Source organism: Algoriphagus sp. (assembly GCF_030694375.1).
GTDB lineage: Bacteria > Bacteroidota > Bacteroidia > Cytophagales > Cyclobacteriaceae > Algoriphagus.
In genome coordinates, this window is the sequence record NZ_JAUXYL010000020.1 from 112,341 (window position 1) to 126,059 (window position 13,719).

12 protein-coding genes are annotated in these 13,719 nt (G+C 44.0%); 10 read left to right on the forward strand and 2 right to left on the reverse strand.

Annotation, left to right across the window (positions count from 1 at the left end):
• Positions 1-13 precede the first annotated feature (13 nt).
• The 4 genes from Q8M62_RS05390 to Q8M62_RS05405 are packed head-to-tail and all read left to right on the forward strand — an operon-like array spanning position 14 to position 6,098.
• A complete protein-coding gene (locus Q8M62_RS05390; RefSeq protein WP_304899904.1) occupies positions 14-592 on the forward strand; it encodes a TetR/AcrR family transcriptional regulator in 579 nt (192 codons plus the stop codon).
• A gap of 15 nt (positions 593-607) precedes the next feature.
• Positions 608-1,924, forward strand: a complete 1,317-nt coding sequence (locus Q8M62_RS05395; protein ID WP_304899903.1) for a TolC family protein — start codon at positions 608-610, stop codon at positions 1,922-1,924.
• Between the two features lie 3 nt (positions 1,925-1,927).
• Positions 1,928-2,977 (forward strand): efflux RND transporter periplasmic adaptor subunit, encoded by a 1,050-nt coding sequence (locus Q8M62_RS05400; protein WP_304899902.1) that lies wholly within the window; start codon positions 1,928-1,930, stop codon positions 2,975-2,977.
• Positions 2,978-2,987: 10 nt separating this feature from the next.
• Entirely contained in the window at positions 2,988-6,098 is a 3,111-nt protein-coding gene (locus Q8M62_RS05405) for an efflux RND transporter permease subunit (RefSeq protein ID WP_304899901.1), read from the forward strand.
• An 80-nt stretch (positions 6,099-6,178) separates the two neighbouring features.
• Here Q8M62_RS05405 and Q8M62_RS05410 read toward each other — a convergent pair whose 3' ends face one another.
• Together Q8M62_RS05410 and Q8M62_RS05415 are read right to left on the reverse strand one after the other, a co-directional pair.
• Positions 6,179-6,787 carry a hypothetical protein gene (locus Q8M62_RS05410; RefSeq protein WP_304899900.1) on the reverse strand — a complete coding sequence of 203 codons (609 nt, stop codon included), beginning with the start codon at positions 6,785-6,787 and terminating at the stop codon, positions 6,179-6,181.
• A 28-nt stretch (positions 6,788-6,815) separates the two neighbouring features.
• A complete protein-coding gene (locus Q8M62_RS05415) occupies positions 6,816-7,208 on the reverse strand; it encodes a GreA/GreB family elongation factor (protein ID WP_304899899.1) in 393 nt (130 codons plus the stop codon).
• 422 nt (positions 7,209-7,630) lie between these two features.
• Between Q8M62_RS05415 and Q8M62_RS05420 the strand changes: the two genes are divergently transcribed.
• From Q8M62_RS05420 to Q8M62_RS05445, 6 genes are all read left to right on the forward strand, one after another.
• A complete protein-coding gene (locus Q8M62_RS05420; protein ID WP_304899898.1) occupies positions 7,631-8,062 on the forward strand; it encodes an Rrf2 family transcriptional regulator in 432 nt (143 codons plus the stop codon).
• A 50-nt stretch (positions 8,063-8,112) separates the two neighbouring features.
• Positions 8,113-8,832: an iron-sulfur cluster repair di-iron protein gene (gene ric / locus Q8M62_RS05425; protein WP_304899897.1), complete on the forward strand. Its 720-nt coding sequence runs from the start codon at positions 8,113-8,115 to the stop codon at positions 8,830-8,832.
• A gap of 3 nt (positions 8,833-8,835) precedes the next feature.
• Positions 8,836-10,632, forward strand: a complete 1,797-nt coding sequence (locus Q8M62_RS05430; RefSeq protein ID WP_304899896.1) for a c-type cytochrome — start codon at positions 8,836-8,838, stop codon at positions 10,630-10,632.
• 26 nt (positions 10,633-10,658) lie between these two features.
• Positions 10,659-12,617: a Sec-dependent nitrous-oxide reductase gene (gene nosZ, locus Q8M62_RS05435; protein WP_304899895.1), complete on the forward strand. Its 1,959-nt coding sequence runs from the start codon at positions 10,659-10,661 to the stop codon at positions 12,615-12,617.
• 87 nt (positions 12,618-12,704) lie between these two features.
• Positions 12,705-13,256 carry a hypothetical protein gene (locus Q8M62_RS05440; protein ID WP_304899894.1) on the forward strand — a complete coding sequence of 184 codons (552 nt, stop codon included), beginning with the start codon at positions 12,705-12,707 and terminating at the stop codon, positions 13,254-13,256.
• A gap of 27 nt (positions 13,257-13,283) precedes the next feature.
• Positions 13,284-13,718, forward strand: a complete 435-nt coding sequence (locus tag Q8M62_RS05445; protein ID WP_304899893.1) for a nitrous oxide reductase accessory protein NosL — start codon at positions 13,284-13,286, stop codon at positions 13,716-13,718.
• Position 13,719 lies beyond the last annotated feature (1 nt).

The window sequence follows — 13,719 nt, forward strand, 5'->3', positions numbered from 1 at the left end:
CACTAACACAAAAATGTCCATCTCTGAAAGGCAAAAGGAAATCATCGACGCGGCAGGAAAAATCCTAACACAGTCCGGTATTAGTGGATTGACGACCAAAAATCTAGCAAAAGAGATGGGCTTTTCGGAAGCGGCCATCTATCGACACTTTCCGAGTAAGGAGGCAATCATTCTTGCCATGTTGGGTTTTCTGAGATCAAATATGGATTCACGAATTTCTGAAGTAAATCAATCGCTAGGAGTGGAGGAGCGATTTAGAGCAATTTTTTCCAGTCAATTTTCCTTTTTTACCCAAAACCAACACTTTGTCGTGGCTGTATTTTCCGATGGACTTTGGGAAGAAAGCGGCCAAGTCAATCAGGCAATTTTAGCCCTGATGCAGACTAAAATGAGATATCTCCTCCCGCTGATACAGGAAGGGCAAAGTCAAGGACTATTCAAATCATCTATTTCCTCAGAACAAATAACCCATATCGTGATGGGGGCATTTCGTCTGCATATGTTCAAGTGGCGAGTTTCCGGGTTCAGTTTTGACTTGGTATCATCCGGTCATGAGCTGATCGATTCAATTTTAGAAGTTATAAAAAAGTAAAAAAATTTCTCCAAAATGTTAGTAAATACTCACAAACAACTCTTAATCACTTTCCTGATCCTTTTGATAGGATGGTCGGCAGAAGCGCAGGTATGGACACTGGATCAGAGCTTGGATTCGGCTCTCCAGTACAACAAATCTTTGGAAATGGCCAAGAATCAAGTTTCGGCAGCCAACCTGAAGCACGATGAATCCAAGAGTCAATTGCTGCCTAAACTGATGGCCTCGGGAGATTACCGGTACTTTATCGAAATCCCTTATCAATTTCTTTCACAAGCAGCATTTGGGGGTCCAGAGGGTACTTATAATCCTGTTCAGTTCGGAGTTCCTCATAATATTTCGGCCAATCTTTCCCTTAAGATGCCGATTTATGACGCTCAGATCTTATCAGGCATAAAGATTTCTGAAACCTATCAGGAGATGTCTGATTTACAGCGGTTTCGTACCGAGGAGCAAGTATATCTGGATGTTTCCCATCTGTATTACAATGCCCAAATTCTGAAAAATCAACTCATTTTTCTCCAGCAAAACCAAGGCAATGGCCAAAAGCTGGAGCGAAATACTCGATTGCTATATGAACAAAAGCTGGCTTCAGGAACTGACTTGGATAAAGTCATTCTTCAAAATCAGCAGCTCGCGTCTCAGGTTCTCCGCCTCGAAAATCAATATCTAATAGTAATTCAACAGCTGAAATTAAATATTGGGCTATCCCTTGAAAGGGAATTTGAAATCGATCCTGAAATTTTGCTGGGAGAGGAGCAAATTCTTGAGGCAGGGATGACCTCTGACTTCAGAATTCAGGAGCTGAAGGAAAAGGCGGTCAGCCAAGAACTCCGTGCACTCAAGCAATCCAAAATCCCAAGTTTGAATCTCATTGGAAATTACGGAACCACTGGCTTCGGATATAGTGGGGCTCCTGAATCTTTCCTGAAATTTTACCCGGTGAGTTTTATTGGAGCACAAGTAAGTTTTCCAGTGTTCAATGGCACAATTACCACCAAGAGAATAAAGCAAAAGGAACTAGAACTTACGAATGCTTTCATTCAAAAAAGCCTGATTCAAGACCAAAATCTGGTGCAATATCAATCTGCAACCCTGCAGCAAAAAACGGCAGAAAGCCAGATTCTAACTTTACAATCCCAAATCAAACTGGCTGAATCCATCTATTTCAAAACACTCCTCCAACAACAGGAGGGACTGGCAACCTTAACAGACATTCTCCTTGCTGACAATGCGATTCGTGATTCGCAACAGCAATACCTCAATGCTTTGGTGGACTACCTCAAAGCAACTCTTGAACTCAAAAAATCCACAGGCACTCTTCCAAATTAATCGATGAAAAAGATACTTTATATCCTCATTCCTTTGGCTATTGTGATAGCCGTGGTGGCCAAGTTGGCTATGAACAAAAAGATCGCTACTGAGCGAGTTTATTCTTATGACCGTGATCTGGCTATTCAGGTAAATGCGCTGAAGGTTAGTGCTTCCAGCGTGCAACCGGAATACGGTTTTACCGGAACTTTTGAACCCAACCGGGAGACCAAATTGAGCGCTGAAGTGCAGGGAAAAGTCAACCGGGTGTTGGTGGAAAATGGCAGTCTGGTCAGAAGAGGACAGGTGCTGATTCTGCAGGATGATGCCTTGCTTCAGCTCCAACTTAAATCCGCTCAAGTCCAAATCAACGGACTGGAAGCAGATCTTAAGAGATACAGAATTCTGGTAGAAAATGATGCGATTCAGGGGATTCAGCTTGAAAAAACTGAGATGGCGATGGAATCCGCTCAGGTTCAGATCAGCACGCTGAAAGAACAAATCAGTAAAGCGGCTATCCGTGCACCTTTCGATGGAGTAATCACAGCCAAACTGACAGAGGAAGGAGACTTTGCTGCTCCCGGAAAGTCCCTGATTCAGCTGACCGATATCTCAAAACTCAAGTTGACAATTCAGGTGCCTGAGCAGGATTTGAAGCTTTTTGAGCAGGGAAAAGAATACCAGATTCAGATTCCAGGACTTTCACAGGAAGCTAAAGGTAAAGTCAATATGATTGGTAGTCGGGGTAATGCCGGAAATAGCTTTACGGTGGAAATCATCATTCCAAACACTTCAAAGCAGGAAATCAAGGCGGGCATGTTTGGCGAACTCAAGATGAAAACAGAGGCCGGACAATCAGGGATTCTGATTCCTTCAGGAGCGATCCTTGGTTCTGATCTTTCACCGCAGGTGTATTTGGTAAAGGAAGGGAAAGCAGTTCTTCAAAACATTCAAATCGAGAAGCGATTCCCAGATCAAGTTTTAGTCAGGTCTGGTCTCAGCGAAGGCGATCTGCTAATTATCGGAGGCCTGATCAATGTCTTTGAAGGTGCCAATGTAAGAGCCAACCTTTAATCTCAGCGCCATGAATATTACATCAATAGCTATCAATCGACCCTCGCTGATCATCGTTATGTTCAGCTTATTTATCCTACTCGGCTATATCGGATACACTAATTTGTCCTACGAGTTGATGCCGGATTTCAATCAGCCGGTACTCGTAATCAAAACGGTCTATCCGGGTGCCGCCCCAGAAGAGGTGGAAAGTTCGGTTTCCGAAAAGATAGAAGATGCACTTTCAAATCTGGAAGGCGTGGACTATTTGATTACCAAATCCCTCCCAAATGCTTCTGTAGTGATCGCTAACATGAAATATGGGGTTGATCTGGATCAGTCCATGCTGGATGCGCAGCGCTACATCGATAATATCCGAAAGGATCTTCCTGATGAGGTTTTGTCTCCGGTGATGAGTAAAGTTTCTCCCAATGATTTACCGATCATGTCAATCACTGGCACGAGCAAGATGGGAAGTACGGAATTTTACCAGCGGATGAAGGATGAGTTTTTGCCCCAAATCCAACAACTGAAAGGAGTGGCGGAAATCACCATTCTGGGAGGAGAACAGCGGGAGGTTCAGGTGGAAGTAGATCAGGAAAAACTCCGCCAATACAAGGTTTCTCTCCAACAAGTTGTGGAGGCAATCAATCGTTCAGGTTTGGATATTCCTGCAGGGGTGGTGCAAACCGAAAAGGCCCAAAGCGCCGTGCGTCTTACCGGAAAGTTCAAAACTCTGGATGATATCCAAAATGTACAGGTTGCGATGCCGATTCCTGGTTCACCAATTTATGTGAAAGATCTGGCTGTTGTGAAAGATGGCATCCGGGAGATCACTTCCATCAGCCGGTACAACGGGCAGGAAGGAATCGGGATGATGCTCAAAAAGCAGGGAGATGCCAATGCTGTGGATGTTTCTAAGGCAGTCCGGGAACGATTGGCTTTAATTGAATCTCAAAATGCAGAAGCCGAGGTGAAGTTTATCATTGCAGATGACAGCACGGATAATACGATTGCAGCGGTTGATTCTGTAGTTTTTGACCTAATACTTGCGGTAATTTTGGTTTCATTGGTGATGCTTCTCTTTTTGCGAAGCTTTAGAAACTCGCTTATCGTTATCATAGCAATCCCGACTTCTTTGGTGACAGCTTTTGCTGTGATGTGGATTTTGGGCTATACGCTTAATCTGATGACTTTGCTTGCCATGTCGCTGATTGTCGGGATCCTCGTAGATGATGCGACCGTAGTCTTGGAAAATATTCAGCGACATCTCGATATGGGCAAGGATAAGCGGGTGGCTTCAATGGAAGGAAGGATGGAAATCGGATTCTCCGCACTTTCGATCACTTTGGTGGACGTGGTGGTTTTCCTTCCAATCCTCTTTTTACAAGTATTTGTGGCGGACATGCTGAAACAGTTTTCTGTGGTTGTAATCACTTCCACCCTGACAAGTTTGCTGGTTGGATTTACGCTGACTCCGTGGATGGCTTCCCGAATCGGTAAATCTGAAGACCTTCAGCCTACCAATTTCTTCAATCGGTTTTTGATTGCTTTCGAACATTTATTGGATCGTTTTGTCGCTTGGTATTGCCGGCAACTGGAATGGGTGCTCGATCACAAGCTGGCTTTTGCAGGGATAGTTCTGGGACTTTTTGCAATGACAGGAATCATTATGAAGCAGGGAATTATCGGGAAGGAATTGATTGCAACCGGAGATCAGGGCAAGTTCAGTTTGTATTTGGAGTTTGATAAATCCACTTCTCTAAAGGAAAATAACCTCCGAACCTTGGAAGTCGAAAACTTCCTGCTCCAACAGCCTGAGGTGGCTACCATCTTCAGTAATGTCGGTGGGCCAACCACAGGAATAGGAAGCTTGGGAGTGGGAGCGGCCTTCAAATCAGAGTTGACGATTCAACTTAAGGACAAGAAAGAAAGAGGAAATGTCCCGACTGAAACCTATATGGAAAATATGCGGGAGGAGCTGAAAAAAGAGTTTCCTGGTGCGAGCTATTCGATGATTGCTTTAGGGCTGATCCCAAGATCTGCTCCGATTGAAATGACTCTCAGCGGTCCGAGTACCGAAGCAGTAATAACTGTGGCGAACAACCTCAAAACCGTGGTTGAAAATATCCCCGGGGCAGATTATGTAAAACTTTCTGTGGAAGAGGGAAGCCCAGAGTTTCAAATCATTCCGGATCAGAATCGATTACAGCGGCTGGGATTGAATAATGCTTTTGTCGGATTGAATGTTCGAACTGCACTAACAGGAAACGATGATGCTACGCTGACTGAGGCAGGAACAGAATATCCCGTGCGGATCCAATTGGATAATTTTAGCCGTCAGAATTTTGCTGACGTGCAGCGTTTGATTTTGGTAAATCCGGCTGGAGTGCCCATTGAGCTTTCGCAGGTAGCCGATGTGGTTCAGGATAAATCACCTTCACTTCTGGAACGAAAAGACCGTCAACCTGCCGTGACTTTGACCGCAAATGCGTTGGGAAGACCATCCGGAACAGTGGCCGATGATGTGGTCGCCTACCTCAAAGAAAATCCGCTTCCCGCAGGAATCAGCATGGTTTGGGGAAGCGATATCAAACGACAGAATGACAGTTTTGGGGCTTTGGGATCGGTTTTATTGATTTCATTCCTACTGATTTATTTGATCATGGTAGCCCTATATGATAGCTTTATCTATCCCTTTGTGGTGCTGTTTTCCATTCCAGTTGCTGTGATTGGAGCCTTTTTAGCACTTAATCTTTCAATGAATAATCTCAGTTTATTTGCTCTTCTCGGCTTGATTATGCTGATGGGCTTGGTAGCCAAAAATGCAATTCTGATCGTGGACTTCACGAACCAACTCCGTGAAACAGGCATGGAAGTGAAGGAAGCGCTCAAGAAAGCTGGTCAGGGAAGAATGAGACCGATTTTGATGACGACACTTTCTATGGTGATTGGAATGTTGCCGATTGCCTTGGCAAGCGGAACGGCGAGTGAGTGGAAGAATGGATTGGCTTGGGTGATCATCGGAGGCTTGCTGTCATCTTTGATTCTTACAGTGTATCTGGTACCTGTTGTTTATTTAGCTGTGGAAAATTTGAAGATGAAATTGACTCGGAAAAAGGAACTGGTGAAGGTGACCTGATTCATAAACCTCCCGTCCTAAAAAAATCAAGAAACCCCGCCCCAGGAGATGCTGGGACGGGGGTCCTTAACGGCATTATATTAATTTAAATGGGACGGGAAATTTGAATTCTTAATTGTTTTCGAAGCAAACATAATCGCCTGAACAAATAGCGCAGCGATAATTAGCATGGCGATCTCAAATTGGGAACTGATCGCAACGGAAGAGAAGATTCTTCCGGTCTGGCCCATCAATATTTTGGCTTCCTTGACCTGAATTTCAGATAGGATCTTTAGCTCCTCAAAGGCGGCAAGGATTTGATTTTCCACATTATTACCAGCTCTAAGTCCCTGACCGATATTCCAGGTTAGGATTTCGAATTTTACAAAATGCTCTCGCTCCTCTTCAGTAAGTTTAGTGTCGAGATAGCGTAAACAGATTTGATCCAAATTTTTGATGTATTCATCCATATTTTGTGGAGCGATTTTGCCATGGTTGTCCAATTTATTTTCAATTCCATGAAGTTCTTCGGAAAGCTCCATGATGTAGCTTTCGGCCATCAGTCGATCTTCATAGATTGACTCAAAGGCAGACTTGAGTTGTCTGCTGTTGGTCCGTTCACTCAGATTATTGAATAGAATGATGACAATCACTCCTGTCAGCAGGAGGGAAGCTTTGAATTTCTTGGGAATACTGTAAGTCCATTTCATAGTCAAACTGGGTTAGGAGACGTTGAGATTAGATTTGAGTGCTTCGAATAGGGTTATCAACTTGATTGATTTGAAGCCTTTTTCGTCCTCCGGGGAGAGTCCATTCCACAGTCATCCCTTGTCGAAAACCGATCATTGCTACGCCCAAGGGACTGAGGATGGAAATTTTGAATTGTTTCAAATCAGCTAAATGAGGCAAAACCACCTGAAACTTCATCAAGCGTTGTGTCTCCAAATCCAAAACCTCAAAGTAGGAATTGATCTGTATAATATCCGGAGATAGTTGTCCATCAGGAACGATTTCAGCGGATTTGATTTCGTGTTGAAGTTGAATGACTTCCTTCCCCTTGAGTTGAGGCGGAAGATTAAGGATCAGGGTATGTATAGTTTTATAGTCTGATGCAGTCAGAAATGGTTTCATAGTAAGAAGTAGTTATATAGGGTTTGACCTTACTCTCTAAGGAGCAGGTTTATTGAACTAGGATTGGCCAGGGGGGCGTGCCCTCCGTTTTCAAAAACGGAGGATTAATTGATAAAAGCCTTGCTATGACATACCAACAATCTCATGACTGTCACCTTGGAATGATAGGCAGCCGGGAAAAGTAGATGAGAATGTGGTGATGAATAATTCATACTCATGGAAAGTAATCAAATAATCTTTTGTAGGCAAAGTTTTTATTCCACGATTCACCCCAAATAATAAAAAGGGTCCCTTTCAGGTTGTTTTACCTTTTTATGTAAATGATTTTCGGTGCAAGGTGGCTTTCTTATAAAAAAATATTAACGGATATTTTTATCCTTTAATATTTTCTGCTACATTTGAGCATCTTCTAAACCAAAGAGATGTTTTCCAAAGCCTGTAAATACGCCATCAACTCCATGATTTTTCTGGCCACAATGCCAGAGGGCGAGGAGTGCATCGGCTTGAAAGAAATTGCCGTTGCGATAAACTCCCCGGAGGCATTCACGGCAAAGATTCTTCAGACTTTGGTTAGAGAGCATCTTTTAGAGTCCATTAAAGGGCCAAATGGAGGATTTCGGATTTCAGAATCCGGAAGAAAGGTATCGCTTCACCATGTAGTGGAAGTGGTGGACGGCGATTCAATTTTTACAGGTTGTGCATTGGGCTTGCAGGAATGTTCAGAAAAAAGACCCTGTGCCGTGCATCATAAATTCAAGGCAATTCGGGATCATCTCACCGGGATGATGATGACAACAACCTTGGAAGACATGGCAAAAGGTATCCGTCAGGGGGTTTCGTATTTAAAGTACTAAAAAAATTTAACACAAAAGAAGATAAAAATATCCTTTAAACTAATTAAATTATGAATCAGATAGCTGAAAAAAAAGTAGGTAGCATCGTAGCGGAGAATTTTCGGACTGCTAAAATTTTCACCGATTACGGAATTGATTTCTGCTGTAAAGGCGGCGTCAAGTTGAGCGATGCCTGTGAGCGAAAAGGAGTAGACTTAAAGGAAATCTCTGCTGTGCTGGAGCAAATCGTGAAGCAACAGGATGAGACTCACTATCAGGATTTCGGTATGGCTGACCTGGTAGATCACATTGTAGGCGTCCATCATAAGTATGTAGAGACAACAATCCCCGCTCTGAAATTCTACCTGGATAAGATTGCCAAAGTGCATGGTGACAACCATCCGGAGCTTTTGGAAATCCGGGATGAGTTTTTCAATACAGCAGACGCGCTTACTGCGCATATGAAAAAGGAAGAGTTTATTCTTTTTCCCTATATCAAAGCAATGGAAGCTTCCCGGAAAGGCAACTTCCCACTTTCACCGGCACACTTTGGAGATATCGAAAATCCCATTGCCATGATGGAAGAAGAGCACGATACTGAAGGAGAGCGTTTTCGAAAAATTTCAGCGCTGAGCAATACCTACACACCTCCTTCAGATGCATGTCAAACTTACAAAGTCGCATTTGCAATGCTTCAGGAGTTTGAAAATGACCTGCACACTCATATTCATCTGGAAAACAACATCCTGTTTCCTGAGGCTAAAGAAGTATTTACAAGCATGAATGCCTGATCAATGATTCCTAATAATTCCATATCGTCCATTTTATTTGACTCTTCCGGAACTCGGTTCCGTCAGAATTGGATAAGATGGGCGTTTGGATTTTTCTTTCTTTCTGTTTGCCTGGGCTTGGTGATGCGTTCATTTCATGTAGTTGAGATTCCGTATTTCGAATACCGGAATATCCTCCATACGCATTCGCACCTCGCTTTGCTGGGTTGGGGATACTTGATGCTGATAGGAGGGATGGTTTTTGGTTTGGTCAAAGAAAAAGACCGGGTCAAGGATTATAAATTTCTTTTTCTGGGGACGGTAATTGCTTTGCTGGGCATGTTGCTTTCGTTCCCTTTTCAGGGATACGGAGCTGTCAGCATCAGTTTCTCCACGCTTCATGTTTTGTTTTCTTATGGTTTTGCCTTTAAGCTGCTTCGAGTAATAAGGTCCGCCAAGAAAACACCTGCCACACGATTGCTTCTTCTGTCGATTTGGTTTATGGTGATTTCCACTTTTGGACTTTGGGCACTTGGCCCCATTTCATCCACATTGGGAAGGATGCATGAGCTTTACTTTATGGCTATCCAATGGTTCCTGCATTTTCAGCTGAACGGCTGGTTTGTCTTGGGTGTCCTGGGGTTGATTCTGCTGCACTATGAGAAGAAGGGGTTTAAAATCCACTGGCCAGCCTACCAGGAATGGGTGTTGGCGATCTCTGTGGCGCTGACTTTTATGCTGGCTGTGACTTGGGCAGCACCACAACCGGTTTTCTTTCAAATCAATGGATTGGCAGTCATCATTCAGCTAGTGGCTTATTTCTGGATTCTAAAATCAGTGTTCAGCCTGGATCAAACTGATCAATTCCTGGGTTTTGCACGATTGCTTCTGCTGCTAGCCTTGGCCAGTCTGGTTGCAAAGGCGATGCTTCAGGGACTGCTTGTTTTTCCTTCGATTGCAGTGATTTCCTATTCGATCCGAATGTATGTGATCGGCTTCCTTCATCTGGTTTTGCTCGGAGCCATGACCATGGGCGTCTGCGCTTTAGCGATAGCCAAAGGCTGGACCAATGCGAAATCAGGCACCAAATTGGGCTGGATTCTTTTGATCTCCGCCTTTGTATTGACAGAGTTGCTGCTCTTTGTCCAAGGCACTTTGATTTGGTTGAAAATGGGTTTTCTGCCCGAATACAACCTTTGGCTTTTTCTTGCCTCCTGCCTTTTTCCGCTAAGCATTGCCTTTTTATTGGCAGGCTTGCGATCCAATGAATTCTCCAACCAATCTATATCAAATCCAAAAGTCCAATTACAAGAACGAATCAAACGAGAAACTATGAAAAAAACGCTGATTATGTCGATGGGTATCCTAGGGATACTCCTGACTTCGTGTGGCGGAGGAAGTGGTGAAAGCACTTCTACTACCGAGTCCACGCCTAAAAATGAGGTTCAAGCCGATCCAAAAGGAATCGGTGAAGTGACATCTGTAGATCTGGGTACAGGAATCGACGCTTCTCTGGCCGAGACTGGAAAAGCAATCGTCGATATGAAATGCACTGCCTGTCATCAATTGAATGACAAGCGGCTCGTTGGGCCCGGCTTTCAAGGGGTGACCAACCGGAGAAAACCTGAATGGGTCATGAATATGATTACCAATGTGGACATCATGCTTGATCAGGATCCCGTAGCACAGCAACTGCTGGAGGAATGCCTCACAAGGATGCCAAACCAAAACATCAGTGTTCAGGATGCACGCGGAATTTTGGAATTCCTCAGAAAAAATGACGAAGAAAAGGCGGGTGTACGAGACGCCGCAACCAAATAATTCACCTTTTAAATTAATCCTTCATTATGAAAAAGAAAGTCTGGCTATTGGCAATCGGTTTGACAGCCGTTGTTCTGGCTCCAAGCTGTAAACCGAAGGGAGCACAAAGTGCCATTTCGGGAGATGCAGCATCCAAAGTTTATGTAGCACCCGGAGATCACGATGAGTTTTACAATATCGTTTCGGGTGGTTTCAACGGTCAAATGTCCGTTGTTGGCCTGCCTTCTGGTAGAGTGTTGAAGATCCTTCCTGTCTTTTCTGTAAATCCGGAGAATGGTTGGGGATTTTCAGAAGAGTCCAAACCAATGCTCAATACCTCCCATGGATTTGTTCCTTGGGATGACTTGCACCACATCGCTATTTCCACAACGAATGCTGAGCATGATGCGAGATGGGCTTTTGGAAATGCAAACAACACCCCAAGGATCGCCCGGGTGGATTTGACTACCTTCAAAACTGTTGAGATCATCGAAATCCCAAATTCGGCGGGTAATCACTCCTCTCCCTTCATTACTCAAAATACCGAGTATGTAGTGGCAGGAACAAGATTTTCCATCCCGACAGGAGACAATAAAGATGTTTCTATCGATTCGTACAAAGAGAATTTCAAAGGCCATATTTCATTCATTGCTGTGGACAAGGAATCCGGTGAAATGAACCTGTCATTCCAGATCGAAGCACCACCGTTCAATTTTGACTTGGCCCGTGCCGGTAAAAACAAATCACACGGTTGGTTCTTCTTTTCTACCTACAATACCGAGATGGCTCACACGCTTTTGGAAGTGAATGCTTCCCAAAAAGACAAGGATTTCATCATGGCTATCAACTGGAAAAAAGCTGAAGAATACGTGAAAGCGGGCAAGGGAACCAAGAAAAAGGCAAACTATGTCCACAATAAATGGCACGAAGAAACCCACTCTGCAACTTCTACTATGATGGAGGATGTCTTAGTCTTGGATCCGACAATCTTGAAAGACATTGTCTACTTCATCCCATGTCCTAAGTCTCCACACGGCACTGATACTGACCCAACCGGAGAATACATTGTAGGCAGTGGTAAGTTGGCAGCGGTCATTCCTGTGTTCTCATTTACCAAAATGCTTGCTGCAATCGAAAAGAAAGACTTCGAGGGAGATATCAATGGCATGCCTGTACTGAAATACGAGTCAGTACTTCATGGGGAAGTAGTAAAGCCGGGTTTAGGTCCCTTGCACACCGAATTTGACGGAAAAGGATTTGCCTATACTTCCATGTTCGTGTCCTCCGAGATTGTGAAGTGGAATATCGAGACACTTGAAGTAGTGGATCGTGTGCCGACTTATTATTCTGTTGGCCACTTGAGTATCCCCGGTGGACCTACAGGTAAGCCGCATGGAAAATACATGGTGGCTTACAATAAGATCACCAAAGATCGCTACCTGCCAACCGGTCCTGAATTGGCCCATTCGGCTCAACTCTATGATATCTCGGGAGATAAAATGCAGCTTCTCCTGGACTTCCCCACTATAGGAGAGCCGCACTATGCAGAGTCGTTTCCGGCAAGTCTGATCAAAGACCGTCAGGTGAAGTTTTACCCAATCGAGAAAAACATGCACCCTTATGTACTGAAGGGAATCAAAGATGCCCGAGTAGAGCGTAAAGGCAATCAAATTCACGTCTACATGACTTCGATCAGATCCAATTTTAGACCTGATAATATCGAAGGGGTCAATGTAGGGGATGAGGTATACTTCCACGTGACCAACTTGGAGCAAGACTGGGATGTTCCCCACGGATTTGCAATCAAAGGAGCCAATACAGCAGAACTGCTGATCATGCCGGGCGAAACAGCTACCCTAAAGTGGGTGCCGGACAGAGTGGGAGTTTTCCCTTTCTATTGTACAGACTTCTGTTCTGCACTCCATCAGGAAATGCAGGGATATCTGAGAGTATCTCCTAAAGGAGTGAATATGCCTTTGAAATTTTCAACCGGAGACGTTGAGTAAATCCCCAAATCCTACCGTCGGCTCCGAAAAGGGCCGGCGGTAATTATCCCAATCAGTATGAAATCTCTCAATTTTTCAAATCGGATCATGATTCTCCTAGCAGCCTTGCTGATCATTCCGGCCTATTTTACTCCGCTTTGGCAAATCAGTCTTTGGGCACCTCAGTACCCTGAAGGGCTTAATATGAAAATTTGGATTGACCACCTCAGCGGAAATGTGGATCAAATCAACGGGGTCAATCATTACATCGGAATGAGGCATATCGGAGACGAGATGTTCCCGGAATTTGGCTTCTTGATTTATATCATTGGAGCGTTGATTGCCTTGGGGATTATTGCTTTTCTGATCGGGAAAAGGTGGAGTTTATATACCTTTTTTGGTCTGATGACGCTCTTCGGATTGGCCGTTTTGGCGGACATGTATCAATGGGGCTATAAATATGGCCATAATCTGGATCCCAAAGCCGCTATAAAGGTGGAAGGAATGAGTTACCAGCCCCCCTTGATCGGATACAAGGAGCTCTTGAATTTCCTTGCCTACTCCGGACCTGACACAGGCAGCTGGATATTAGTGGGAGGTGTTGGACTGCTGATCGTGGCTATAGTAAGAGATAGATTTGATAAAACTGTAATAAATTGACTTATAAACACTTAAAACCTAATAGAAATGAAGCGCTATCTGTCAATATTCGCACTTTTGGTTTTCCTGGCATCATGCTCGGCAGACCCAAGACCCATTGCCTATGGTCAGGATGGATGTCATCACTGCAAAATGACACTGATGGATCCCAAATTTGGCGCCGAGCTGGTGACTGAAAAGGGGAAGGTTTTTGTATTTGATGATGTGAATTGTATGCTGCAGTATATGGATTCCGAGGATGGAAAATCCCAAATGTATAAGCACATTCTGGTCATTGACTATCTAAACCCGGGCGTATTGTTGGACGCTAATTATGCTTTTTATCTAAAATCAGAAGAATTCAAAACGCCCATGGCGAGTCAAATTGTTGCATTTCCAGATTATGATTTGCTAAAAGAATACAAAAACAAAACAGGTGGAGTGTATCTCGCCTGGGGAGAATTGACGACTCAGTTTAAATGAT